The 22,363-nt window shown below is 68.6% G+C and carries 24 protein-coding genes; 12 read left to right on the forward strand and 12 right to left on the reverse strand.

Annotation, left to right across the window (positions count from 1 at the left end; translation table 11 throughout):
* Positions 1 to 43: 43 nt before the first annotated feature.
* Positions 44 to 253: a cold-shock protein gene (locus tag V6S85_RS23145; protein ID WP_116566450.1), complete on the reverse strand. Its 210-nt coding sequence runs from the start codon at positions 251 to 253 to the stop codon at positions 44 to 46.
* Positions 254 to 534: 281 nt separating this feature from the next.
* Here V6S85_RS23145 and V6S85_RS23150 point away from each other — a divergent pair, with 281 nt between their 5' ends.
* Positions 535 to 735 carry a hypothetical protein gene (locus tag V6S85_RS23150; RefSeq protein ID WP_208866798.1) on the forward strand — a complete coding sequence of 67 codons (201 nt, stop codon included), beginning with the start codon at positions 535 to 537 and terminating at the stop codon, positions 733 to 735.
* Between the two features lie 87 nt (positions 736 to 822).
* Positions 823 to 972 (forward strand): hypothetical protein, encoded by a 150-nt coding sequence (locus tag V6S85_RS23155; RefSeq protein ID WP_165828783.1) that lies wholly within the window; start codon positions 823 to 825, stop codon positions 970 to 972.
* A 152-nt stretch (positions 973 to 1,124) separates the two neighbouring features.
* On the opposite strand, the gene V6S85_RS23160 is transcribed toward V6S85_RS23155, so the two are convergent.
* The 5 genes from V6S85_RS23160 to V6S85_RS23180 form a co-directional block, all read right to left on the reverse strand.
* Positions 1,125 to 2,171 carry an alpha/beta hydrolase-fold protein gene (locus tag V6S85_RS23160; RefSeq protein ID WP_334350410.1) on the reverse strand — a complete coding sequence of 349 codons (1,047 nt, stop codon included), beginning with the start codon at positions 2,169 to 2,171 and terminating at the stop codon, positions 1,125 to 1,127.
* Positions 2,172 to 2,242: 71 nt separating this feature from the next.
* Positions 2,243 to 2,677 carry a type II toxin-antitoxin system VapC family toxin gene (locus V6S85_RS23165; protein ID WP_334350411.1) on the reverse strand — a complete coding sequence of 145 codons (435 nt, stop codon included), beginning with the start codon at positions 2,675 to 2,677 and terminating at the stop codon, positions 2,243 to 2,245.
* Positions 2,677 to 2,931, reverse strand: a complete 255-nt coding sequence (locus V6S85_RS23170) for a type II toxin-antitoxin system Phd/YefM family antitoxin (RefSeq protein WP_116566444.1) — start codon at positions 2,929 to 2,931, stop codon at positions 2,677 to 2,679. Before V6S85_RS23170 ends, V6S85_RS23165 begins: the two co-directional genes overlap by 1 nt.
* A 71-nt stretch (positions 2,932 to 3,002) precedes the next feature.
* Positions 3,003 to 3,620, reverse strand: a complete 618-nt coding sequence (gene pgsA, locus V6S85_RS23175) for a CDP-diacylglycerol--glycerol-3-phosphate 3-phosphatidyltransferase (RefSeq protein ID WP_116566442.1) — start codon at positions 3,618 to 3,620, stop codon at positions 3,003 to 3,005.
* Between the two features lie 70 nt (positions 3,621 to 3,690).
* Positions 3,691 to 4,359 (reverse strand): phytanoyl-CoA dioxygenase family protein, encoded by a 669-nt coding sequence (locus tag V6S85_RS23180; RefSeq protein ID WP_334350412.1) that lies wholly within the window; start codon positions 4,357 to 4,359, stop codon positions 3,691 to 3,693.
* Between the two features lie 157 nt (positions 4,360 to 4,516).
* On the opposite strand from V6S85_RS23180, the gene V6S85_RS23185 reads away from it, so the two are divergent.
* The 3 genes from V6S85_RS23185 to V6S85_RS23195 all read left to right on the forward strand — a co-directional run bounded on the left by V6S85_RS23185 (position 4,517) and on the right by V6S85_RS23195 (position 8,548).
* Positions 4,517 to 5,260: an SDR family NAD(P)-dependent oxidoreductase gene (locus V6S85_RS23185; RefSeq protein WP_334350413.1), complete on the forward strand. Its 744-nt coding sequence runs from the start codon at positions 4,517 to 4,519 to the stop codon at positions 5,258 to 5,260.
* Between the two features lie 177 nt (positions 5,261 to 5,437).
* Positions 5,438 to 6,715, forward strand: coding sequence for an MFS transporter (locus V6S85_RS23190; RefSeq protein ID WP_334350414.1), 1,278 nt, complete (start codon positions 5,438 to 5,440; stop codon positions 6,713 to 6,715).
* Positions 6,716 to 6,871: 156 nt separating this feature from the next.
* Positions 6,872 to 8,548 (forward strand): sensor histidine kinase, encoded by a 1,677-nt coding sequence (locus V6S85_RS23195; RefSeq protein ID WP_334350415.1) that lies wholly within the window; start codon positions 6,872 to 6,874, stop codon positions 8,546 to 8,548.
* Here the strand turns inward: V6S85_RS23195 and V6S85_RS23200 are convergent.
* From V6S85_RS23200 to V6S85_RS23220, 5 genes are all read right to left on the reverse strand, one after another.
* On the reverse strand, positions 8,545 to 9,648 hold the full coding sequence (locus tag V6S85_RS23200) for a hypothetical protein (RefSeq protein WP_334350416.1): 1,104 nt from the start codon (positions 9,646 to 9,648) through the stop codon (positions 8,545 to 8,547). The two genes, V6S85_RS23195 and V6S85_RS23200, sit on opposite strands and share 4 nt — an antisense overlap.
* Positions 9,649 to 9,694: 46 nt before the next feature.
* Entirely contained in the window at positions 9,695 to 11,047 is a 1,353-nt protein-coding gene (locus V6S85_RS23205; RefSeq protein WP_334350417.1) for a lipocalin-like domain-containing protein, read from the reverse strand.
* 138 nt (positions 11,048 to 11,185) lie between these two features.
* Positions 11,186 to 13,105, reverse strand: coding sequence for an excinuclease ABC subunit UvrC (gene uvrC / locus V6S85_RS23210; RefSeq protein ID WP_431830633.1), 1,920 nt, complete (start codon positions 13,103 to 13,105; stop codon positions 11,186 to 11,188).
* Between the two features lie 19 nt (positions 13,106 to 13,124).
* Positions 13,125 to 13,403, reverse strand: coding sequence for a type II toxin-antitoxin system RelE/ParE family toxin (locus V6S85_RS23215; RefSeq protein WP_116566426.1), 279 nt, complete (start codon positions 13,401 to 13,403; stop codon positions 13,125 to 13,127).
* Positions 13,400 to 13,696, reverse strand: a complete 297-nt coding sequence (locus V6S85_RS23220; protein ID WP_243410514.1) for an antitoxin — start codon at positions 13,694 to 13,696, stop codon at positions 13,400 to 13,402. Before V6S85_RS23220 ends, V6S85_RS23215 begins: the two co-directional genes overlap by 4 nt.
* A gap of 61 nt (positions 13,697 to 13,757) precedes the next feature.
* Here V6S85_RS23220 and V6S85_RS23225 point away from each other — a divergent pair, with 61 nt between their 5' ends.
* The 7 genes from V6S85_RS23225 to V6S85_RS23255 all read left to right on the forward strand — a co-directional run bounded on the left by V6S85_RS23225 (position 13,758) and on the right by V6S85_RS23255 (position 21,182).
* Positions 13,758 to 14,378 (forward strand): TIGR02466 family protein, encoded by a 621-nt coding sequence (locus V6S85_RS23225; RefSeq protein WP_116566424.1) that lies wholly within the window; start codon positions 13,758 to 13,760, stop codon positions 14,376 to 14,378.
* Between the two features lie 139 nt (positions 14,379 to 14,517).
* Positions 14,518 to 16,578, forward strand: a complete 2,061-nt coding sequence (locus V6S85_RS23230) for a multicopper oxidase family protein (protein ID WP_334350461.1) — start codon at positions 14,518 to 14,520, stop codon at positions 16,576 to 16,578.
* A gap of 103 nt (positions 16,579 to 16,681) precedes the next feature.
* Complete coding sequence (locus V6S85_RS23235; RefSeq protein ID WP_334350418.1) at positions 16,682 to 18,394, forward strand: tyrosinase family protein; 1,713 nt, start codon at positions 16,682 to 16,684, stop codon at positions 18,392 to 18,394.
* Positions 18,395 to 18,440: 46 nt separating this feature from the next.
* A complete protein-coding gene (locus V6S85_RS23240; protein WP_101719046.1) occupies positions 18,441 to 18,854 on the forward strand; it encodes a hypothetical protein in 414 nt (137 codons plus the stop codon).
* Positions 18,851 to 19,642: a DJ-1/PfpI family protein gene (locus tag V6S85_RS23245; RefSeq protein ID WP_334350419.1), complete on the forward strand. Its 792-nt coding sequence runs from the start codon at positions 18,851 to 18,853 to the stop codon at positions 19,640 to 19,642. The genes V6S85_RS23240 and V6S85_RS23245 overlap by 4 nt, the downstream gene beginning before the upstream one ends.
* Positions 19,643 to 19,829: 187 nt before the next feature.
* Positions 19,830 to 20,588 carry a phosphocholine cytidylyltransferase family protein gene (locus tag V6S85_RS23250; RefSeq protein ID WP_334350420.1) on the forward strand — a complete coding sequence of 253 codons (759 nt, stop codon included), beginning with the start codon at positions 19,830 to 19,832 and terminating at the stop codon, positions 20,586 to 20,588.
* Between the two features lie 147 nt (positions 20,589 to 20,735).
* Positions 20,736 to 21,182: a hypothetical protein gene (locus V6S85_RS23255; protein ID WP_116566413.1), complete on the forward strand. Its 447-nt coding sequence runs from the start codon at positions 20,736 to 20,738 to the stop codon at positions 21,180 to 21,182.
* A gap of 192 nt (positions 21,183 to 21,374) precedes the next feature.
* Here the strand turns inward: V6S85_RS23255 and V6S85_RS23260 are convergent, their stop codons facing one another.
* Entirely contained in the window at positions 21,375 to 22,295 is a 921-nt protein-coding gene (locus tag V6S85_RS23260; RefSeq protein ID WP_334350421.1) for a phosphodiester glycosidase family protein, read from the reverse strand.
* Positions 22,296 to 22,363: the final 68 nt, after the last annotated feature.

Genomic DNA, 22,363 nt, shown 5'->3' on the forward strand with positions numbered 1-22,363 from the left:
CGCTGGGCCGGCCCGTTCGCGGGTCGCTTAGGCGGTGAGGCCTTTAGGCGGTCTGCAGCTGGCCGGCCGAGACCTTGCCGCTGCGGCGGTCTTGCTCGAGCTCGTAGCTGACCTTCTGGCCTTCGTTCAGCGAGGTCATGCCGGCGCGTTCGACGGCCGAGATGTGAACGAAGACGTCGTTGCCGCCGTCTTCAGGCTGAATGAAGCCGAAGCCCTTGGTGCCGTTGAACCATTTCACGGTGCCGATAGCCATTGGGGTAGTCCTTTAGATCATAGTGCAGGGCGCCTCGCGACAGCGTGCCGAAAGGCGATCAATTTCGTTGGAGGTCGGAGGGCTGGCCCGAGGCTTCTTTCTGAAAGAAGCATGGAATAGCGGATCGAGCGGCAGCGAATTCGATGATCGTCTTCTAGAAGGTCGAGGCGCGAATAGCAAGCGGAACATCGATATTTTATTTTTTGCGGGCGAAGCGTCACCTTCGAAGCACTTTGAGCGTTGTGGTTATCGACGTCGCTGAATTTGGATGGAGCGAGACCATGACGCTGATCGATCGCATTCCGAGCCTCAAGGACTCGGAGCTGGCGCAATTGCTGAGCAACGTGCGCCGCCTCGACGTCAGCGGGACGCCGGAGGAACGCCGGCGGGCGGCCGAGGTTGCGCCGCACCTGGAACGTGAGGCCTCGCGCCGTCGTGAGCGGGTGCTGCTGGCCCGTCGCGCGGCGACCGCGCGCTTCTAAGAGGGGAACCTTACGCGTCGAAATCGCCTTGATTGGTTCGATATTGCGAGTCACTCTCAATAACGACCTTGAGTCCTGGAGGCGATCATGGTGTTGCGGATGACGGGGACACGCTGGCTGGCCCTGATGATGCAGGCCGAACGCGCCGGTGGCGGCGACGAGCGCCCCGACAGCGAGTGGCTGATGTACGGGCCGTCCGACGAGGACGACGACGGCGAGATCATCGCGGGCGAATAGGGCGCGGACCCCCTCCGGCCCTCCGTGCTGCCTCCTTCGAGGGGGAGGATCCAGAAGCGCCGCGCCAGGAAAATGCTCCCCCCTCTGGGGAACTGTCGTCCCCGGGTCGGGCCGAAGGCCGGCCCGAGGATGAACTCCGCGACTGAGGGGGCTCAATCGAACGCCATTGTGCGCCCGAAGAACGGCAGGGCGCGGGCTTCGACGCGGCCGGCCCGCGTCCAGTGGCGCTCGCCCCACCAGCCGCGATACTCCTCGGCCTCGTTGGGTATGCCAAACTCTTCCAGGAGGCCCGCGAAGGCGCGGTTGGCGACCACGTGGTCGGCGTTGCCGTCGAAGCGGCCCCAGTCGAACATCAGGCCGCGCAGGCTTTTCAGGTCGGCGGCGTGGGCCGGCAGCAGCCGGTCGAGCAGGAAGGCGTTCTGCAGTTTGGCCGTCAGGACCGGGTCGGTGGCGAGGTTCTCGCCTCGACCGCTGGCGGGCAGGTCGGCATAGAGCGGGGCCTTGTCCGGATTGGGCAGGAAGGCCTGGTACATCCCCAGGAACACGCGAGAGAAGCCGTCATCGCCGAGGTCGTCGAGCGACCTGGCCGCGGCCAGCCGCTCGAAGTTCGGGCGTGAGTTCATGGTCTGGAGCCCGACGCCCGTGCCGACTGGATGCAGGGCGTAGACCGAGCCGAACACCCCCGGCGCCACCATGGCCGTGCGGATCGCGCCATAGCCGCCCATGCGGTCGCCCAGCAGGCCCCGCGAGGCGGGGGCGGGCAGGGTGCGGAAGCGGCCGTCGACGGCGGTCACGAGGTCCTTCGAGAGAAAGCCCGTCCAGTCGCCAGTCACCGGCGAGCTCGCATAGAACGAACTGCCGGCCGGGGTGGAGAAGTCGGCGCTGACCAGGATCAACGGCGGGACCGTTCCGCCCGCGATCGCCCGGTCGAGCACGGCCTTGGCGCCGTCGCGGTCGAAGAGGGCCCGATGGCCGTCGAACAGGTTGGGCAGGAAGTAGACGACCGGATAGCGCCGCGATCCCGCCTCGTAGCCCTCCGGCAGGTAGGCTGTGACCTTGCGGATCGGCGAGATCTCGACCTTGGCGCCGTCGAAGCGCCTTGAGGCGACCTCGAAATCCACCAGCCGCCCCTCGGCCCGCGCCGCCAGGGGCGCGAGCGCCAGCAGGAACACAACGCACGACCACAGCACGCCACGCATCGCACCGCCCCCGTCGCAGGTGTTGGGAGCGCAATGATCGCCCTATGCGTGTGTCGGATTTGGGGCGGTGATCAGGGACAGGACTGAACCTGGCCCCAAGGGTTCAGCAGAGCGACGCCGGTGGAGGCGAAGTCCGCCGTATTGCGCGTGACCACCGTCATCCCGTGGACGAGGGCCGTCGCGGCGATCAGCGCGTCCCGCTCGGCGCGGGGATCGGGTACGTGCAGGCTCGCGCAGCGCTTGGCGATGGCGGTGTCGATCGGCAGGACGCGATCCTTGAACTCGGCCAGCACCTGCTGGTCGAGCCAGGTGCGAAGCGCCGCGCCTTGCTGAGGGTCGCGACGCTCCATCCGCAGGACGCCAGCTTCAAGTTCGAGGACGGTGATCGCCGAGATGTAGAGCGCGGCGGCGTCGACCCGCTCGGCCCATGCCACGACATTGGGATCGGCCCGACCGTGCCGCGCCTTGCGCAGTTCTGAGACGACGTTCGTGTCGAGAATGAACATCAATCGAAATCGGCCGGGCGGCTGCCGATGGTCGCGCGCGGCGGTTCGAATTCAATGGCCTCGGCATCGGGCATGGCCAGGGCGTCGACGATGTTGCGTCGATCGCCAGCCAGCCGACGATACTCCTCGATGCTAAGCAGCACGTGGCGAGGCTGGCCACGATCGGTGATGAACACCGGGCCGTTGGCGGCGGCTTTCTTGGCGCCGCTGGCGTCCTGATTGAACTCGCGGCTCGAGAGGGTGGTGATGGGCATGTCGGTCCGCCTCACAGAATGTAGTTACGTTACTACATTCTGTGAGGCGGAACAATGACGCCGACTGGCGATCAGGTCAGCGCCTTGCGGGCGGCTTCCCAGTATTGGGCGCCGGTGATCAGGGTGACGATGGCGGCGACGCCGAGCAGGCCGTGGACGGCCCATGAAACGGGCTCGATGATCGCCGGGTCCTGCGGCAGGTTGAACGCGCCCCACGAGACCACCACCAGCTCGCCGCCGATGGCCACCAGCTGCAGGGTGGTCTTCCACTTGGCCAGCAGGGTGACGGGCAGCTTGATCCCCTTGCCGGCGCCGACCTCGCGCAGGGCGCTGACGGCGAATTCGCGGAACAGGATCAGGCCGGCGGGCAGGATGACCAGCGGGTTGGGGCCCAGCGCCATCAGGCCCAAGAGGGCGCCGCAGACCAGGATCTTGTCGCCGATGGGATCGAGAATCGCGCCCCAGATGCTGACCGCGTCGAGCTTGCGGGCCAGCCAGCCGTCGAAGAAGTCGGTAATCGCGGCGATGGCGAAGGCCCAGAACGCCCAGCGTTGCAGCGAGAACTGCTGGTCGCCCGTCAGGCGCTCGCTGAGCCACGGCACGCCGCCGGCGGCGGCCGCCAAGGCTACGAACATGAAGAGAGCGATGACCAGACGGGCGGAGGTCAGGATGTTGGGCAGGGCTTTCATGGCGCCGTTCTAACGCATGAGCGCGCCAGAGGGCTATGGCGCATGCGCGGTTGCGGCCAAGCCTGTTTCCTTACGGGGCGAACACCTCTCCGTTGTCCATGCGCACGTTGCGTACCGCGCGATAGGCGTCTTCGGCCGCCCGGTCGCGTTCGGGCAGGAAGTTCAGCAGCAGCGAGCGCCGCCGCGCGCCGGAAACGTTGCGGGTGGCGCCGTGCAGCAGGTCGGCGTCGAACACCAGGATGTCGCCGGCTTCGCCCGCCAGGGTCTGGGACAGCGTCTCGTCAGGATCGCCCTGGTCGAGCGGACGGGGAACCACGCGGGTTGCGCCGTTGGCCGGACCGTAGTCGTCGAGAAAGACCATGGCCGAAACGGCGCGCAGGCCCGCGCCGTCTCGATGCAGGGGCTGGTGGCCGCCGTCCGGCAGGGGTTCGCGGCCCTCGACCTGGGCGAGGAAGAAGGGGCCTTCGAGCATGTGCCCCGCCACCGAAAGCAGGGGCGGCAGGCGGCAGGCCTCGCGGACGGTCGGATTCAGGTCGACGAGCGCGTGGCGCCAGCCGGGCGCCTTGGGTGCGGCCCACTGCTCGTCGTCGACGACGCCTGCCTCGAAGGCCGCGTGCAGAAGACCGCGCCAGGCCTCGGGCACGGCGCCGCGCAGCAGGAGATAGCCGTCGTGGTCGAGAAGGGCGGCCAGATCCGCGGCCAGCGAGCCGACCTTGGTCGGCGTCAAAGCGGTGCACATCAAGGTTGGGTAGAGGTCAGCCCCGGGGCCTGCAAGGGCGACGCGTACGCAAGGCGTCGCGGGGAAAAATGGGCGGTGGCTGTGGTGGCGCTGGGGACCGGGCGGTCCCAGATAGGATGCGGGGCGTATAGTGTAACACCAAGTGGAGTAGAGCCTCATGAGCACGGAATTCGCGAACAAGGTCGCCCTGGTCACCGGCGGCGCCTCGGGCATCGGCGAGGCGGTGGTGCGCGAACTGGCGGCAGGCGGCGCCAGGGTGGTGATCGCCGACTTCAACCTCGACGCGGCACAAGCGCTGGCGAAGGAAGTCGGCTCGGCCAGCGCGTTCAAGGTGGACGTCGCCGACCCGACCCAGGTTGAAGCCATGGTCAAGTTCGCGGTCGACACCTACGGCGCGCTGCACCTGGCGGTGAACAACGCCGGCATCGGCGGCCCCAACATGCCCACGGCCGACTATCCGCTCGACCAGTGGAAGCGCGTGGTCGATGTCGACATGAACAGCGTGCTCTATTCGATGAAGTATGAGATCCCGGCCATGCTGACGACGGGCGGCGGCTCGATCGTCAACATGGCCTCGATCCTGGGCACGCACGGCTGGGCCGGTTCGGGCGCCTATGTCGCGTCCAAGCACGCGGTGGTCGGCATGACCAAGACGGCGGCCATCGAGTACGCCCCGCAGGGCGTGCGCATCAACGCCGTCGGCCCCGGCTTCATCGAGACGCCGCTGATCCATTCGGAGATGACCGACGAGGCCCGCGCGGGGCTGATCGGCCTGCATCCGGCCGGGCGCCTGGGCCGCCCCGAAGAGGTTTCGGCCCTGACCTGCTTCCTGCTGTCGGACCGCGCCTCGTTCATCACCGGCAGCTACCACCTTGTGGACGGCGGGTTCTCGGCCCGCTGACGGATCAGCCCCGCCGTTCGCTCGGCGGGGCAATCCTCTTCCTTGAAACGAGGGTCGCGCGAAGAAAACTCATTGGTTTGTGCGAATTTCCTGTTTGGGCTGGGTGATTTTCTTCTCTCGGACGGTTGACGTGGCGGACGGGCGCAGCCAAGCCGTGGTCAAGTTTCCGAGGACGCCATGACCGCCAGCGCCGCATCGAACAGCAACTCCTCCCGCCGCGTGCTGATGGCCAGCCTGGTGGGCACGGCGGTGGAGTTCTACGACTTCTACATCTACGCCACGGCCGCCTCGCTGGTGTTCGGGCCGCTGTTCTTCCCGTCGCACTCGGCCTCGATGCAGCTCCTGGCCTCCTACGCCAGCCTGGCGGTGGCGTTCTTCGCCCGGCCGGTGGGCGCGATCGCCTTCGGCCACTTCGGCGACCGCATCGGCCGCAAGTCGACCCTGGTGGCGTCGCTGATGCTGATGGGCGGCTCGACCCTGCTGATCGCCTTCCTGCCGACCTACCAGATGGCTGGATGGCTGGCGCCGGCGCTGCTGTGCGTCCTGCGTTTCGGCCAGGGCTTCGGCCTGGGGGGCGAGTGGGGCGGGGCGGCGTTGCTGGCCGTCGAGAACGCGCCTCCCGGCTGGAAGGCCCGGTTCGGCATGTTCCCGCAGCTGGGCGCGCCTGTGGGCTTCATCGCCGCAAACGGCCTTTTCCTGATCCTGGGCCTGCTGCTGAGCCCCGAGCAGTTCATGGCCTGGGGCTGGCGCCTGCCGTTCCTGGCCAGCGCCGTGCTGGTGGGCCTTGGCCTGTGGGTGCGCCTGAAGCTGACCGAGACCCCGGCCTTCGCCGCCGCCCTGGCCCACGAGCCGCCGCCGGCCGTGCCGCTGGCCGAGCTGCTGCGCCTGCACTGGAGGGAGACCCTGGGCGGGACCTTCGCGGTGGTCTGCTGTTTTGCGCTGTTCTACCTGAGCACGGCCTTCGCGCTGGGCTACGGCGCCAAGACCCTGGGCTATGACCGCCAGCTGTTCCTGGGCGTGCAGCTGTTCGCCATCCTGTTCATGGCCGGCGGCATCGTCGCCTCAGGCTACTGGTCGGACGCCACGACGCCGCGTCGGGTGCTGATGGCCGGCTGCGCCATGACCGTGGGGGCGGGCGTGCTGCTGCCGGTGATGATGGGCGCGGGCTCGCTGGCCCTGATCTGCGCCTTCCTGTCGCTGGCCCTGTTCGCCATGGGCTTCGTCTACGGTCCGCTGGGCTCGTGGCTGCCCGAGCTGTTTCCGGCCCGGGTGCGCTACACCGGCGCCTCGATGGCCTTCAACATCGGCGGCATCATCGGCGGCGGCCTGACGCCCATGGCGGCCACCTTCCTGGCGGCGCAGGGCGGGCTGGTTCCGGTGGGGATCTATCTGGCGGTCGCCGCGGCGATCAGCTTCGTGGCGCTGGTCCTGCTGAAGACGCGCTCTGAGGCGTAAGGCGGATAACGCTGGTTTCTTACCGGGTGACAGGGCCGACGCATCGCGTAAGGTCGCGTCATCCGGGCAGGGGGAGCAAGGCATGGCGGGGCTGACGAACGGCGCGATCCAAGGGGCTGTCCGCAACCTCCTGGCCGCCGCCGCGTAAATCCGCCCATGGCGTCCAACCCTTCCGAGACCCCGGCCGGATCGCACCGGGGCCTGCGCAGCTCGGTCCGCGGCCTGTTGGTTCTGCTGACCGTCAGCTTGCTGGTGCCGGCCCTGGCCGCCACGGCCCTGCTGCTCGAGCGCTCCAACCGCCAGAACCGCGACCAGCTGGAAGAGCAGTTGCTGGCCACCGCGCGGGCGCTGTCGGGAGCGGTCGACCGGCAGGTGGCCGAGGGCGTGGCCGTGGCTGAGACCCTGGCCACCGACCAGGCGCTGCTGAACGGCGACTGGAAGAACTTCTACGTCCGGGCCAAGCGGGCCACCGGCAACCGGCCCGGCTGGGTGGCCGTGACCGCGGCCGACGGCCAGCAGGTGGTCAACACCCTGGTTCCGTGGGGCGAGGCCCTGCCCAAGACCCCGCCGCCGGCCTACATGGTCGCCGCCCGCGCGGCCGGCCGCACCCAGGTGTCGGACCTGCGCATGGGCGCCCTGGCCCAGCGCCACGTGATCACCGTCGGCGCGCCGGTCGACATCAAGGGGCAGGCCTACGTGGTGTCGTACGTGGTCGAGGCGGCCAGCTTCACCTCGGTGTTCCGCCAGCAGCGCGCGCCCGAGAGCTGGGTCGCCACCATCCTCGACAACCAGCGCAAGGTGATCGCCCGCTCGGTGCGCAACGAGCGCTTCACCGGGGCCAGCGCCTCGCTGGACATGACCCGCAACCTGGCCCGCTCCAACGAGGGGATCAGCAAGAGCGTGTCGCTCGACAACGTGAAGACCCGCGTGGCCTACAGCCGCTCGCCGCGTACGGGCTGGACGCTGGTGGTGGCCATCCCCCGCGCCGACGTCGCCAAGGTGGGCGTGGCGGCGGCCTGGGGCACGGCGGCGATCTTCCCGCTCCTGCTGCTGCTGGGCGTGGGCATGGCGCTGTTCCTGGCCAACCGCATCAACCGCGAGGTCGTGGGCCTGATCGAGGACGCCGGGGCGATCGGGGAGGGGCGGCCGCTGGATCCGAACAAGCGCGGCGGCCTGGCCGAGATCGCCGTGGTGCGTGAGGCCCTGGTCGCCGCCTCGCACGAGCTGGAGGCCCGCGAGGCGCGCCAGGCGGTGATGATCAACGAGCTGAACCACCGGGTGAAGAACAACCTGGCCACGGTGCAGTCGCTGGCCCGCCAGACCTTCGCCAAGCTCGACGCCGACCAGGTGCGGATCTTCACCGAGCGGCTGGTGGCCTTCTCGGCGGCCCACGACCTCCTGACCCGCACCGGCTGGAACGAGGCCGACCTGACCGACGTGGCGGCGATCTGCGTCAAGGCGCACGGCGAGGGCATCGACGCCTCGGGCCCGAAGGTGGCGCTGAGCCCGCACGTGGCGGTGTCGCTGTCGATGGTGTTGCACGAACTGGCCACCAACAGCGCCAAGTACGGCGCGCTGTCGGCGGCCGAGGGGCGGGTGAGCCTCCGCTGGAGCCTCGACCAGGACGCCCGGCAGCTGCGCCTGACCTGGAGCGAGAGCGGCGGCCCGGCGGTCAGCGAGCCCGAGCGGTTCGGCTTCGGCGCGCGGTTGATCGAGAACCTGACTCAGCGCGAGCTGAAGGGCCGCTCGCGCTTCGACTTCCGCCCCGACGGCCTGGTGTTCGAGGCGTGGCTGCCTCTGGCCTCGGTGCAGCGCTGGAGCAACGACTTCTAGGGTTTGCCGCCCTGGCCCGGGCGGCAGGCCCAGGTGCGCACGGTCCTGACATAGCGCAGGTCGCGCAGGCCGGTGGCCACCACGCCGGCGACGCAAAGCCGCCCCTCGGCCGCCAGTCGGCCCTCCTGGGGCGACAGCTCCCATTCCGTCGGGCGATCCTCGACCACGACCACGGCCTCGTACCCGTCGCGATGCAGGCCGTCGGTGTCCTGGCGCAGGTCGGTCAGCTGGGCCGGCACGATGGTTTCGGCGCGGGTCAGCCACTTGTTGGCGCGCAATTGCAGCAGCTCCTTGCTGAACGGCAGCAGGCACAGGGCGACCAGGCCGACGACCAGCAGCGTGCGGTGCGACGAGGCCCGTCGGGCGCCGAGCAGGACGTAGGGGCCCAGCGCGACGGCCAGCCAGATGGCCATGCCCAGCCAGTCGACCTGGACATAGGTCTCGATCTGCCGGGCCCACAGCTGCTCGCTGTCGTGATGGGCCGCGAAGATCGCGCCGCCGGCCAGCAGGGCCCAGGCCAGGCCGAAGATCCGCCGGTCGAACCAGGATGGCGTCGGCGCGGTGCCGTCGCCCGGGCCGGGCCAGAGCTTGACGAAGGCGCAGAGCGCCTCGCCGGCGGTCGCCATGTCGTGCTGGCCGTCATCGCGGTCGGGTCGCAGGGAGCCGGCCATGGTCATGGTGACGCGGCTGAAGTTGATCTCGACCTGGGCGGCGCCGGCGTCGAACAGGTCCAGCACCGCGCGGCGCAGGCCGGGCCGCTCGCGCAGCGCGGCGATCAGGTGCTGGTCGGCGGTGGTCAGATAGATCCGGCCGTCGAACTCGGCGTCGCCGGTCTGCGGCTCGACGGCGTAGCCGACGTCCTTGGCCAGGCGGTCATAGGCGCTCTCGGCGGTCAGCCGGGCGGGGCGCAGGCCCTGCACGGTCAGGGACATCACGTTGCTGCCGCGCCCGCTGTTGCGCCGGCCGTCGAACAGGCCCGACCGGGCGCCGGCGAAGGCCAGGTCCTCGCCGCCTGGGCCGCGGCCGGTCCAGTCATGGTGGCCGTGGTGGGTCCAGGCGACGGGCGGGAAGGGGGACGCGGCGAAGGCGGGCGAGGACATGCCCAAGCTTAACCTTGGCGCGCGTCCCGCGCCATGCCCGACGGCCTCAGAGCGCCTGTTCGATCCACCCCGTGCCCGATGCAGGCTTGCCCTGGAAGCTGCCCTCGGCCGAGGCGATGCCCTCGTAGATCGAGCCGGTGGGCAGCGGGAACTCCTGGTCGGCCAGCAGGGCCTTGAAGTTCAGCACCGCGTCGAAGCCGGCGATGTCGAGCTGGTAGTCGAGATAGTAGACCACGCCGGAGGCCGGGCTGGTCCACGGGCGCTCTGCGGTCATGACGCCGGGCACGACGTACATCTGGCCTTCGGGGTCCTGCAGGGTGACCTCGCAGGGGACCGGTTCGCCGGGATTTGGCCGCTTGTTGCCGCCGGCCAGGACGTAGTGGTTCGACAGCGACCAGCCGTTGTCGAGCTGGGCGTTCTGCAGGATCCACTTCACCGGGTTCTGGGCGGTGCCGAAGAAGCCGTACTCGTGGTCCATCCAGGTCTTGCCCTCGACCTCGAAGATCTCGCCGTCGATGGTGATCGTGCCGGCGGCGGCGACGTTGGTCAGCGAGTAGTAGTAGTTGCCGGTTTGCAGGTGCGAGCCGCTGGCCGGCGGCAGGATCTGGGTGACGCCGGTGCCCCAGACCACGAACGGCGCGCCCTTCTGCGACAGGGTCAGGTCGAAGACGACCTCGGTGTCGGTAGCGTCGTCGGTCAGCTTGGAGACCACGGCCATGTTCTGGGTGGGGTCGCCCCAGGCCGCGTCCATGGTGATGAAGGTGTGCACCGCCTCGGCGGTGGCGCCCGAGCCCTTGCCGTTGATGACGATGTGCGGCGGCGAGGTGTAGCCGCGGCCCGGATTGGTCAGCTGGATGGACAGGATGGCGCCGCTGGTCGGATCGACTAGTGGATAGGCGATGGCCTGCGAGCCGCCGCCGCCGGTCACGGTGACGGTGGTCGCCACCGGATCGTAGCCCGAGCCTGGATTGGTCACCTTGATCGCGGTCAGCCGGCTGTTCGGGTCGCCCAGCCGCACGCGCCAGTCGCGGTTGACGTCGTGCTCGGCCCAGGTGGCCGGGTCATAGCCGGCCGGCGGGGTGAAGGTGGTGGTGCGCTGGTAGTGCTTCTTGGCTGCGACGTCGGTCAGCATGATCTGCGAAAAGCCGAAGCCTCGGCCCTGGAACGAGGCGGCGTTGATCTCGAAGCCGAACACCCGGTCGCCGGCCTTCAACGTGCCGATGTGCCACCACCACTCGGTGGGGGCGTCGCGGTGCAGGTAGTGGTCGGCCGGCAGGCGGATCACCGACAGCTCGCGCGGGATCGGCTGGGGCGCGTCGGTGTGGGTGTCGGCGCCAGGGCAAGCCTGGGCGAGCGGGCGCGCGAAGCCGCGGCCCCGCAGGAACGGCAGAATGGTCATGGCGATGTTTCCCCCAAACGGCTCCGGCGCGGCGCGTCGGTCGCGCCACGTGGCAGGTTGAATGCTTTTCCAGAGCGGCCTGAGGTTGCGTTCGGCGACCGGCGTTGTCAATCGCGCCGGCCCGTTTTGGGTAGGGGATCAGCCCTTGCGGAAGAAGGCGTGGATGCGCTCGGCCAGGGCCTGGCTGACGCCGTCGACCTTGATCAGGTCCTCGACGCTGGCCCGCCCGACGCCCTTGGCCGAGCCGAAGGCGTGCAGCAGGGCCTTCTTGCGGCCCGGACCCACGCCCTCGATCTCGTCGAGCGGGTTCTTCTTCAGGTCCATGCTGCGACGGGTGCGGTGGGCGCCGATGGCGAAGCGGTGGGCCTCGTCGCGCAGGCGCTGCAGATAGTAGAGGACCGGCGACTTGGGCTCGAGCATGAACGGCGTCTGGCCGGGGATGAAGAAGCGCTCCAGCCCGGCGTCGCGGTCCGGGCCCTTGGCGACGCCGACCACGGCGATGTCGTCGACGCCCAGGTCGGCCATGATCTCCAGCGCCGCGTCGAGTTGGCCCTTGCCGCCGTCGACCAGGACGAGGTCGGGGCGGTTGGCGTCGTCGCCTTCCTCCTCTTCCTTGACCAGGCGCGAGAAGCGGCGCTTCAGCACCTCCTTCATCATGCCGTAGTCGTCGCCGGGCGTGAGCTCGGTGCTCTTGATGTTGAACTTGCGGTACTGGCCCTTCATGAAGCCTTCCGGCCCGGCCACGATCATGCCGCCCACGGCGTTGGTGCCCTGGATGTGGCTGTTGTCGTAGACCTCGATCCGCTCGGGCGGGGCGTCCAGCTTGAAGGCCTCGGCGACGCCGGCCAGCAGCTTGGTCTGGGCGCTGCCCTCGGCCATCCGGCGGCCCAGGGCCTCGCGGGCGTTGGTCAGGGCGTGACCGACCAGGTCGGCCTTCTCGCCGCGCTTGGGCACGGCGATCTCGACCTTGCGGCCGCTCTTCAGCGCGAAGGCCTCGCTCAAGAGGTCGGCGTCGGCCGGCTGGACGTTGGCCAGGATCAAGCGCGGGATCGGCTTGTCGTCGTAGAACTGGCCCAGGAACGCGGTGATGATCCGCTGCTCTTCGGTGACGCCTTCCTCTTCATCTTCCGCCGCGCCGGTGATGCGGGGGAAGTAGGCGTGGTTGCCCCAGTTCTGGCCGGCGCGGAAGAAGAACACCTGCACGCAGGCCTGGCCGCCCTCGACGTGCAGGGCCACGACGTCGGCCTCCTCGACGGTGTCGGGGTTGATCTGACTTTCCTGGGCGACGGCGGCCAGGGCGCGGATGCGGTCGCGCAGGCGGGCGGCGCGCTCGAACTCCAGGTCCTCGGCCGCGGCTTCCATCTCCTTGGCCATCTGGCCCATGACCGCGCGGGACTTGCCCCTCAGGAAGGCCTCGGCCTGGTCGACCAGGGCGCCGTAGTCCTCCAGGCTGATCAGGCCGGTGCAGGGCGCGGCGCAGCGCTTGATCTGGTGCAGCATGCAGGGCCGGTCGCGCGTCTCGTAGACGCTGTCGCTGCACGAGCGGAGAAGAAACGCCTTCTGCAGGGTGTTGAGCGTGCGGTTCACCGCCCAGGCGCTGGCGAACGGACCGAAATAGTCGCCCTTGATCGCGTGGGCGCCGCGATGCTTGCGCAGCTGGGCGGCGTCATGGTCGCGGCGGATGAGGATTTCGGGGAAGCTCTTGTCGTCGCGCAGCAGCACGTTGAAGCGCGGCTTCAACTGCTTGATCAGGTTGATCTCGAGCAGCAGGGCGTCGGCTTCGGTGCGGGTGGTGACGAACTCCATCGACCGCGTGGCGTCGACCATGTGGGCGATGCGGTTGGTGTGGAAGCGGCCCTGCGCGTACTGCACCACGCGCTTCTTCAGGCTTTTCGCCTTGCCGACGTAAAGCACCTCGCCGGCGTCGCCGATCATCCGGTAGACGCCCGGCCCGTCGGGCAGGCGCGTGACCTCGTCCTTGATCAGGGCGGCGCCGGACAACTTCGGCGGTTCGGCGGGGGAGGGGATGTCGGCGGTGGTGTCGGTCACGAGGCAGATATAGGCGAGTCCGGCGAAGTCAGCGATCTTCTAGGCCGTGATAGATGCGAGCGATGAGAACGCGCCGGGGTCTGACTTCGTAATGCAAGACGTAGCCGCTCGAACCAAACGGTACGATCAGTTCACGAAGGTTGGCTCGGATGCGAGCTCCTCTTTCGGGAAACTCCGCGAGTGATCTAGCTGCGGTGACAAGGATCTGAACGGCACGTTCGGCCGCTGCAGGGGTCATGGGCGCAAGCCATGCTCGCAAACGCGTGAGGTCGCGTCGCGCCATAGGCGAAAACTCAACTTCTCTCATTCTCGAATGCGAGGACGAGGCTCTGGAGGGGGCAGTTCGCTATCGGCGCCCCAAGACCTCATCCAACGCTCGATATCTTCCAACGGAATGCCGCCATCGCGTTCAGTCTCATCGCAGATGCGCTGAACTTCATCCCAATAGGCGTCGTCGTGCTTGCGCGGATCGAGGCCGGTGAAGGCGTCGAGGAGCTGAGTGGCGTATTCGTCCAGGCTCTTGCCCAGGTCCTCGGATACAGCCTTCAGCCGCTCGGCGAGCGCGGCATTGATCTTCAAGATGTGATCGCCATCAGCCATGTTCTAATTATGTTCCAATCGCTGTTTGTCGTCAATCACCCGGGGCTGTATGACCCGCGCCATGACCACGCGCTCGCTCTTCGTCACCCCGCTCTATGAAGCCACCCTGTCCGGCGAGAAGGACTTCGAGACCTTCATCGACGACCTGCACGACGCCTGCATCGCCGTGGCCGAGGACGACGAGGCCGGCCAGGCCTGGGCCGAGCGCAAGGGCTATCTGGGCTACACCTCCTACGCCTCGCTGGACGACCTGCCGCAACGCGACAGCCTGTTCGCCGAGTTGAAGAAGAAGCTCGACAAGCACGCGGCCGCCTTCGCCAAGGCGCTGCGCTTCGACCTAGCCGGCGGCAAGCTGGTGATGGACAGTTTCTGGATCAACATCCTGGATCCGGGCGGCCAGCACACCGGCCACATCCACCCCCACAGCGTGATCTCCGGCACGGTCTACGTCACCATTCCGGAAGGCGCCTCGGCGTTGAAGTTCGAGGATCCGCGCCTGCCGATGATGATGGCCGCGCCGACGCGCCAGGACGACGCGCCCGAGACCTTGCAGCCTTTCGTCTACGTCCAGCCCGCCCCCGGCACGATCCTGATGTGGGAGAGCTGGCTGCGCCACGAGGTGACGCCCAACCAGGCCGAGGAGCAGCGGATCAGCGTCAGCTTCAACTACGCCTGGCGCTGACCTTCGCGCGGTGTGCGAAAGATCACAAAAATTTAGCCTTCACCTGTAGTATCGCTTAGGTAGTATGCAGCCTCGGGGAACGTTGTTCGGGGAGGCTGCGATGAGCGGTGCTGGTTGGCGCGCGCGTGATAGGCGCGTGATGTTGGCGGTAGGGGCGGCCCTGGCCGCGATCGCCGTGCAGGCGGGGCCTGCCCTGGCGCAGGATCGGATCGTCGACAATCCGCGCGTCCTGGGCGCGCCGCTCGAGGAGACGGCCCAGAAGGCGACGACCAGCCTGCTGGCCATCACCGGCACGGCCTCGGGCGACAAGAGCTATGTCATCCCGCCGTCGACCGCGGCGATCACCGCCGACAAGCGACTGGCCCTGAACATCGTCTATACCGATGGGCGGCTCTACAATCCCGCCAACGGTCGCTACGACAAGGTCCACCTGCGCAGCTACAACGGCACCGACGTCTCGCCGACCACGCCTTACGTGGCGCCGACGATCTCGACGCGGCCGGGCGAGACGGTGCGTGTCGCGCTGGACAACAGGCTGCCGGCCGATCCCAGCTGCACCGACCCCAACTGGCTGATCAACGTGCCGCACTGCTACAACGGCACCAACCTGCACAGCCACGGCCTGTGGGTCAGCCCCACCGGCAACAGCGACAACGTGCTGCTGTCGATCAATCCCGGGGTGAAGTTCGAGTACGAATACAACATCCCGCGCGACCATCCGGCCGGCACCTTCTGGTACCACACCCACCGCCACGGCTCGACGGCGCTGCAGGTCTCCAGCGGCATGGCCGGGGCCCTGGTCATCAAGGGCGACCGCAAGCCGACCCTGGCTGCCAACGGCGACCTCGACACCCTGCTCTACAAGAACGGGGCCCCGATCCCGGAAAAGCTGCTGGTGTTCCAGCAGATCCAGTACGCGTGCCTGGGCAAGGACGGGAACATCAAGGTCAAGACCGACGCCAAGGGCAATGTGGTCGAGTGGGTCTGCGATCCCGGCGACACCGGCGTGATCGAGTTCTACAGCGACGCCAACGGCAACGGCTTCGGGCCGGGCAGCTGGGGGCAGTCGGGCCGCTACACCAGCATCAACGGCCAGGTTCTGGCCACCCTGCCGGCCAAGCAGGGCGAGCTGGCCCGCTGGCGGATGATCCACGCCGGCGTGCGCGACACCATCTCGCTGCAGTTCGTGAAGATGGCCGAGGGCGGCCCGGCGGCGATGGAGCGCCTGGCGGCGGCTGACGGCCCGGCCTTCCAGAAGACCTACTGCATCGGCGAGCCGGTTCCGTTCTACGTGGTCGCCGACGACGGCCTGACCGACGCCCAGGCCCGCAAGGCCACGGTGGTGACCCTGCAGCCGGGCTATCGCAACGACCTGCTGGTGGTTTTCCCCAAGGCGGGCAACTACTGCATGCTCGACGCCGACACCGCGCCCAGCGCCACCGTCAACAGCATCGCCGTCGGCACGCGCCTCTTGGGCAAGGTCAGCGTCGCGCCGGGCCAGGAGGTCAAGGACATCCCGGCCTTCGTCACCAACGAGCTGGTGGCCGCCGCCAACGTGCAGATGCCGCCGGACGTGCGCGCCAGCGTCGTCGCCGACCTGCGCAACGGCCTGAAGCTAAGCCGCTTCGTGCCGCACCCGACCATCACCGAGGCCGAGATCAAGGGCTCGGAGACCGAGAAGGTGCTCTTCAACATCGCCATTCCCGGCCAGAACACCAACATGCCGGTGCAATTCGAGGTGGGCTCGCAGGACTACGCGCCGCGCCCCTACGCCCCCGACCGCGTCGACCGCACCCTGGTGCTGGGCACGGCCCAGGAGTGGGAGCTGCGCTCGGAGTTCGTCAGCCACCCGTTCCACATCCACGTGAACCCGTTCCAGATCGTCAAGATCCTGGATCCGACCGGCAAGGACGTCAGCGCGCCCGGCGCGGTCGACGACTTCGGCCCCGGTCCGCCCGACCCGCAGTATCCGGGCCTGAAGGGCGCCTGGAAGGACACCCTGTGGGTCAAGAGCGTGCAGAAGACCGACAACGGTCCGTACCTGCCCTACACCCTGATCGTCCGTACCCGCTACCAGCGCTACATCGGCGAGTACGTCCTGCACTGCCACATCCTCGACCACGAGGACCAGGGCATGATGCAGAACGTCCAGATCGTGCTGCCCGACGGCGCCGGCGGCGTATCCCACGGCCACCACTGACGACCTGCCGGCGCGGCCCCTCGGGGTCGCGCCGCTCGGCTTTCCGCGCTTCGCCGGGTTCGCGCCGGCGCTTCCCCACGATCCGAAAAAGAGAGTCCTCGCCATGACCCAGGATCCCGCCGCCTCTCGCCCGCTCTCCGGCCCGTTCTCCGCTCCGTCGCGTCGTGACCTGATGGCGGGCGGCGCGGCCGTCGTCGGCGTCATGGCCGCCGGCCAGGCCCTGGCCCAGCCCGCCGCCCCGAAGAAGGCCCGTTGGCGGCGCTGGAACGTCGCCAGCCCGCAGGGGCAGAAGGCGCTGGCCAGCTACGCCAAGGCCGTCGAGATCATGCTCGGCTTGCCGCCCGAGCATCCCAACAACTGGTACAACCACGCCCTGACCCACACGGTGGATTGCCCGCACGGCAACTGGTGGTTCGTGGTCTGGCATCGCGGCTATGTCGGCTGGTTCGAGCAGACGGTGCGCCAGCTCAGCGGCGACCCGGACTTCGCCTTCCCCTACTGGGACTGGACCGCCAGCCCCAGGGTGCCGGCGGCGATGTTCGAGGGCGTGCTCAATCCCAACAACCGCGCCTACATCCAGAGCCTGGACGCCTTCAACAAGGCCTTCGGGCCGGTGCTGGAGAAGTTCTGGGCCGGTCTCAGCCAGGCTCAGAACCAGCAGCTGCTGATCCGCGGCCTGCGCTTCCCGGCCGACCTGCTGTTCGACATCGGGCCCAAGGGCGGGCCGATGTTCTTCGCGCCGCCGAACGCGCGAGGCTCGACGCCCCAGAACCCGGGCTTCGACACGATCACCAACAACGCCGTGTCGTCGTGGATGCTGAACGACGCCCTGTCGCCGCGCGACTTCATCGGCTTCGCCAGCCCCAAGTCGAACTATCACAGCAGCATCACGGGCTTCGGCGTGATGGAAGGCCAGCCGCACAACAAGGTGCACAACTGCGTCGGCGGCATCTGGACCGACGACCAGGGCAACACGACCTACGGCGACGGCTTCATGCAGTCGAACCTGTCGCCGGTGGATCCGCTGTTCTTCCTGCACCACGCCAACATCGACCGTATCTGGGACGTCTGGACCCGCAAGCAGCAGGGCTTCGGCTATCCGACCCTGCCGGCCGACAATCCCAGCTATATCGACCCCAAGGGCGACCTGGTGCGCTGGCAGTCCGAGCCGTTCCTGTTCTTCACCGACGCGGGCGGCGCGCCGCTGCCGCCCGAGAAGCAGAAGGCCGAGGCCTACCAGACGATCGGCGAGTTCGATTACGACTACGAGCCCGGTTCGGGCGAGAACGTCGTGCCCAAGCTGGGCGCGCCCAAGCTGAAGGCCGCCGCCGCGCCGACGCGCTACACCGCCAAGCTGAAGACGCCGACCGGAACGAGCCTCGGGGCCGGCGACGTCGCCGTGCCGTCCGCCGTCCTGGCCCAGGCCGCCAAGCCCGAGGGAACCAGCCTTCTGGCGACGATCACCGTCGACCTGCCGCCGTTCGAGCACGGCGGCGACCTGGCGGTGGTGCTCAATACGCCCGAAGGCCAGCCGGTGACGCCGAACTCGCCGGGCTTCGTGACCACGCTGTCGATGTTCGGCCGCCACCTGGTCACCCGGCCGGTGACCTTCACCGTGCCGCTGTCGCCGCCGCTGGCCAAGCTGGCCAAGGCCAGGGGCACGCTGGAGGCCGCCGCGCCGTCCGGGCTGAACATCCGGCTCGTGCGCCTGTCGGGCAAGCCGCTGCTGACCGAGACCCCGCACGCCCACCACGCCGACGCCGGCGCGACGACCGCCACGCCGCAGGTGCTGGACATCGTCATCAACGCCAACTGAGACGCGCCCGAGCACCTGACGCGAAACCTGGACGGGGAGGATCCCGATGAGCCTGGCCGGCAAGTGGACCTATCGCAGCTACCTGAACAACCCCGAGCTGGTGGGCGACAACGCCCAGACGGCGCTCAGCCTGATCTTCGGCGAGGGGGTGTTCACCTTCGAGACCCCGACGCCGCGCACCGTGGTCGGCACGCTCGACATGGGCGGCGGCTATGTGCTGGACCTGAAGGGAACGGTCGATCCCGAATGCGAGGGGCCGACCACCATCGTCATCCGGGGTTTTGGCCGTGACGGCACGCCGACGGCCGGCTGGGAGTACGACTACTACGGCTGGCCGGGCTACATGTGGCCCGACGGCGTGGACCAGGTTCCGTCGATCGTCGGCACGATCGTGCGGGCCAAGCCGCATAACGGCGAGCCCGCCGGCGTGACGGCCTCGTTCATCGCGGTGGCCCAATGACCGCCCCGACGCCGCCGCCGTTCACGGTGGGCATCGTGCTTTATCCGGGCGTCGACATTCTCGACGTCGCCGGCCCGCACGAGGTGTTCGCCTTCTTCGACGGCGAGGACATCGACCGCACGATCCAGGTGGCGACCGTGGCGGCGAGCACCGACCCGATCCAGACCTCCGGCGTGCTGAAGGTGGTGGCGCAGTACGACTATGACGCCGCACCGCACATCGACATGCTGTTCGTGCCGGGGGGCGGCAACGGCCTGCAGGACGCCATCGGCGACCAGGCGCTGCTGGATTTCCTCACCGACCGGGCAGGCAAGGCGCGCTACGTGGTCTCGGTCTGCACGGGCGGCCTGCTGCTGGCCTCGGCCGGGCTTCTGGACGGCTACAAGGCCACCACCCACTGGGGCTTCATCGAGTGCCTGAAGCTGTTCCCCAAGGTGACGGTGGTCAACGGCTGCCCGCGGTGGGTCAAGGACGGCAACCGCATCACCGGGGCGGGGATTTCGTCGTCGATCGACGAGTCGCTGTTCATGGTCCAGACGATCGTCACCGACCTGGCCGGCGGCCCCGACGCGGCGGAAAAGGCGCAGCTGGCCGCCCAGCAGGCGCAGCTGTCGATCCAGTACAATCCCGAGCCCCCGTTCCCGGGCGGCGATCCCTGCTCGGTCAGCTATGAGGTCTTCGAGCCGGTGAACGCCAGCATGGTCGACTTCCGGGCGGCTCTAGACAAGGCGATCGAAGCGCGGCTGCATCCAGCCACCAAGACCTACAAGGCGACGGTCGAGGCCTGACGACGGGGAGGGAGCGCGAGCCCCGAGGGCGCGCGGATTGTCGCAAGCGGCGATTTGCGGGACGCCGGACCTTGCCACGGCTATGGTCGCGCACAATTTGCGCTGATATGGCTCGTTTCGAGTCGTGCTCTCGCCCTTTTCACCCCCGTCTTCGCCGCCCTCTTCGCGGCGCGCCCGAGTTTTCGCCATGCAGTCGCCGGTCAAAGCCATCATCCTCAGCGCCGGACAGGGCAAGCGCCTGTCGCCGCTGACCGACACCCGTCCCAAGTGCCTGGTGGACCTGTCGGGCCGCTCGGTCCTGGAATGGCAGATCCGCCACCTGCACAGCGCCGGCGTCACCGAGGTGGTGGTGGTCACCGGCTTCAACGCCGACCTGGTCGAGGCTGAGCTGGCCAAGCTGCGCCTGCCGGGCCTGACCCTGCGCACGATCTTCAACCCGTTCTACAGCGTCAGCGACAACCTGGCCTCGGTGTGGATGGCGCGCGGCGAGATGCAGGGCTCGTTCCTGCTGCTGAACGGCGACACCCTGTTCGAGCCGGCCATCGCCGAACGCCTGCTGTCGGCGCCGTCGGCTCCGATCACGGTGACCATCGACCGCAAGGACGGCTACGATTCCGACGACATGAAGGTGCGCACCGAGGGCGACGCCCTGCGCGAGATCGGCAAGACCATCACCACCTACGACGCCGAGTCGATCGGCTTCCTGCGCTTCGAGCCGGAAGGCGCGGCGCTGTTCACCGACATCGTCGAGCGCTCGCTGCGCACGCCCGAGGGCCTGCGTCGCTGGTACCTGTCGGCCATCGACCAGATCGCCCGCGCCCATGACGCCGTGGCCGTGCGTTCGATCCAGGGCCTGGACTGGGCCGAGATGGACTTCCCCGAAGACCTGCCCAAGAACCGCGAGCTGGCCGCCAGCTGGGCCGCGGCCGAGGCGACCCCGGCCTGAAACGGCGAAGCGGCGCCTGCTCTTTCGGCAGGCGCGCCAGCTTGGTCCGAGGCGCGGCGTTCGTCGTTCCTCCAAAGAATGTGTCATGCGCAAATGCGATCTTAGGTTGCGCGAGCTTGTCGCGCCGCCATGGATCGAGGATGCGCCATGCCCGACGCCAACACCCTCAAGTTGACGGTCTACAAGCCTGACATCATCGCTGACGGCCAGGTGGGCTTCGACTACGAGCTGACCCTGGTCGTCGCCGACGAAGAGAAGGCCGACCTGCTGTCCGCCGCCTGCGCCGCGCCCGAGACGACGTCGACCGCGCGGTGCGAGGTGGTTCCGGTGACGGGGACGCTTTCGTTCCCCAACCCGGCCGCACCGGTGATCTCGCCGTTCACCGGCGTGATGTTCATCTACGACAACGCCCCGGCCATCGGCTTTCCGCTGTCGATCATGGCCAGCAGCACCAGCGACGAGCTGCTGAAGTTCAGGCTCAACCTGTGCTTCCCGTCGATGTCGAGCGACCCGCTCTCCGGCTCGATCGTGTTCGGCGACTGGCCCGGTCCGCTCAGCAACGTCGCGGCCAGCTTCCTGTCGCCTCGGGTATAGAGGCGGTCGATATCTGCCCGACCGCCGCCCCCAAATCCGTCTTTCCCCGCGAAGGCGGGGAGCCAAGCTGAGTCTTTAGGTTGTTCGCGGCCGCGCCTTGCCTTGAAGCGCGGCTTTGATCCCCGCCTTCGCGAAGCTCGTTGGAAAACGGCCTGGATTGCTGAATGTCGAACTTGCTGGAGGGGGCAGGCCCTACGGTGCGCCAAGCACCCGCACGCCGATCTGGTTGGCCACCGGCCGCTCGCGGCCCGGCACGCCGGTGTGGATCGGCGAGTTCAGCACGCGCGGGCGGCCAAAGCCGTCGTCGACCGCCAGGGTGGTCGAGCCGCCGCCGTCGAGATTGATGGCGTCGGCCGCGCCCAGGTCACGGAAGAAGGCGGTCAGCTCGGCCAGGGTCGCGCCCTCGCTGAGCACGGACTGGCGGCCGTCGACCACCACCAGCCAGCCGGTGCGGCCGTCGGCCGACACGCCGAAGGCGGTGCGCGGATGGCGGTCGCGGGCGTACTTCGGGCCGGCGTTCTGGAACGACTGCTCGGCGCCGTCGACCAGCAGGACGGGGCCGGCGGCCACCGCGTCGACCACGTCCCAGCGGCAGGTGGCGCCCGAGCGGATCTCGACGAACGACGGGTGGATGCAAAGGATGGCGTTGACCCGCGGATCGACCTCGGGATCGTCCGGCGGGGCCACCTCGCGGCCGCCGACGATCACCTTGCCGACCGGATCGACGTGCTGGCCCGCGTGCGGGACGAAGTCGTCGCCGCCCGGCGAGCCGGCCTTGAACGGCACGAAGTAGCTGGCGTTGACGGCCAGCAGGGCGCCCGAGGCGGTGACGAATTCCGAGGTCGTGCGGGCGTGGTACTGCCCCGCGCCGTCGTTGGGCGGCGAGACGAAGAGTTCGACCTTGGGGTCGGCCAGGTCCAGCTGCACCACGTGATAGACCTGCCGCAGCGGATTTTCGCGCGTCTCGCTCCAGTAGGTCACGCCCTGGGACAGGACGCCGGAAGCGCTGCGGCTGAACGCGGCCTTGGGCGAGGCGGGAAGATCGACGCTGGCGCAGGCCGACAGCAGGAGCAGGGCGCCCAGAACGGCGGCGCGACGAAGGAAAAGCGGCACGGGACAGACTTCGGCAAACGAAAATAGAGGTGGCCGCGGTCATGGGAGAGGGCGGCCTTGGCCGGCAC

This window comes from Caulobacter sp. CCNWLW153, from assembly GCF_036889365.1.
Lineage (GTDB): Bacteria > Pseudomonadota > Alphaproteobacteria > Caulobacterales > Caulobacteraceae > Caulobacter > Caulobacter radicis.

What these genes read in the sequence shown, in the direction of transcription:
- V6S85_RS23200 (WP_334350416.1), bottom strand. Translation starts at nt 9,648, where the DNA reads ATGTCCTCGCCCGCCTTCGCCGCGTCCCCCTTCCCGCCCGTCGCCTGG.
- V6S85_RS23240 (WP_101719046.1), top strand. Translation starts at nt 18,441, where the DNA reads ATGAGCCTGGCCGGCAAGTGGACCTATCGCAGCTACCTGAACAACCCC.
- V6S85_RS23220 (WP_243410514.1), bottom strand. Translation starts at nt 13,696, where the DNA reads ATGGCTGATGGCGATCACATCTTGAAGATCAATGCCGCGCTCGCCGAG.
- V6S85_RS23215 (WP_116566426.1), bottom strand. Translation starts at nt 13,403, where the DNA reads ATGAGAGAAGTTGAGTTTTCGCCTATGGCGCGACGCGACCTCACGCGT.
- V6S85_RS23185 (WP_334350413.1), top strand. Translation starts at nt 4,517, where the DNA reads ATGAGCACGGAATTCGCGAACAAGGTCGCCCTGGTCACCGGCGGCGCC.
- V6S85_RS23205 (WP_334350417.1), bottom strand. Translation starts at nt 11,047, where the DNA reads ATGACCATTCTGCCGTTCCTGCGGGGCCGCGGCTTCGCGCGCCCGCTC.
- V6S85_RS23245 (WP_334350419.1), top strand. Translation starts at nt 18,851, where the DNA reads ATGACCGCCCCGACGCCGCCGCCGTTCACGGTGGGCATCGTGCTTTAT.
- V6S85_RS23195 (WP_334350415.1), top strand. Translation starts at nt 6,872, where the DNA reads ATGGCGTCCAACCCTTCCGAGACCCCGGCCGGATCGCACCGGGGCCTG.
- V6S85_RS23250 (WP_334350420.1), top strand. Translation starts at nt 19,830, where the DNA reads ATGCAGTCGCCGGTCAAAGCCATCATCCTCAGCGCCGGACAGGGCAAG.
- V6S85_RS23155 (WP_165828783.1), top strand. Translation starts at nt 823, where the DNA reads ATGGTGTTGCGGATGACGGGGACACGCTGGCTGGCCCTGATGATGCAG.
- V6S85_RS23170 (WP_116566444.1), bottom strand. Translation starts at nt 2,931, where the DNA reads ATGCCCATCACCACCCTCTCGAGCCGCGAGTTCAATCAGGACGCCAGC.
- V6S85_RS23230 (WP_334350461.1), top strand. Translation starts at nt 14,518, where the DNA reads ATGTTGGCGGTAGGGGCGGCCCTGGCCGCGATCGCCGTGCAGGCGGGG.
- V6S85_RS23180 (WP_334350412.1), bottom strand. Translation starts at nt 4,359, where the DNA reads ATGTGCACCGCTTTGACGCCGACCAAGGTCGGCTCGCTGGCCGCGGAT.
- V6S85_RS23190 (WP_334350414.1), top strand. Translation starts at nt 5,438, where the DNA reads ATGACCGCCAGCGCCGCATCGAACAGCAACTCCTCCCGCCGCGTGCTG.
- V6S85_RS23165 (WP_334350411.1), bottom strand. Translation starts at nt 2,677, where the DNA reads ATGTTCATTCTCGACACGAACGTCGTCTCAGAACTGCGCAAGGCGCGG.
- V6S85_RS23255 (WP_116566413.1), top strand. Translation starts at nt 20,736, where the DNA reads ATGCCCGACGCCAACACCCTCAAGTTGACGGTCTACAAGCCTGACATC.
- V6S85_RS23150 (WP_208866798.1), top strand. Translation starts at nt 535, where the DNA reads ATGACGCTGATCGATCGCATTCCGAGCCTCAAGGACTCGGAGCTGGCG.
- V6S85_RS23145 (WP_116566450.1), bottom strand. Translation starts at nt 253, where the DNA reads ATGGCTATCGGCACCGTGAAATGGTTCAACGGCACCAAGGGCTTCGGC.
- V6S85_RS23225 (WP_116566424.1), top strand. Translation starts at nt 13,758, where the DNA reads ATGACCACGCGCTCGCTCTTCGTCACCCCGCTCTATGAAGCCACCCTG.
- V6S85_RS23235 (WP_334350418.1), top strand. Translation starts at nt 16,682, where the DNA reads ATGACCCAGGATCCCGCCGCCTCTCGCCCGCTCTCCGGCCCGTTCTCC.
- V6S85_RS23160 (WP_334350410.1), bottom strand. Translation starts at nt 2,171, where the DNA reads ATGCGTGGCGTGCTGTGGTCGTGCGTTGTGTTCCTGCTGGCGCTCGCG.
- pgsA (WP_116566442.1), bottom strand. Translation starts at nt 3,620, where the DNA reads ATGAAAGCCCTGCCCAACATCCTGACCTCCGCCCGTCTGGTCATCGCT.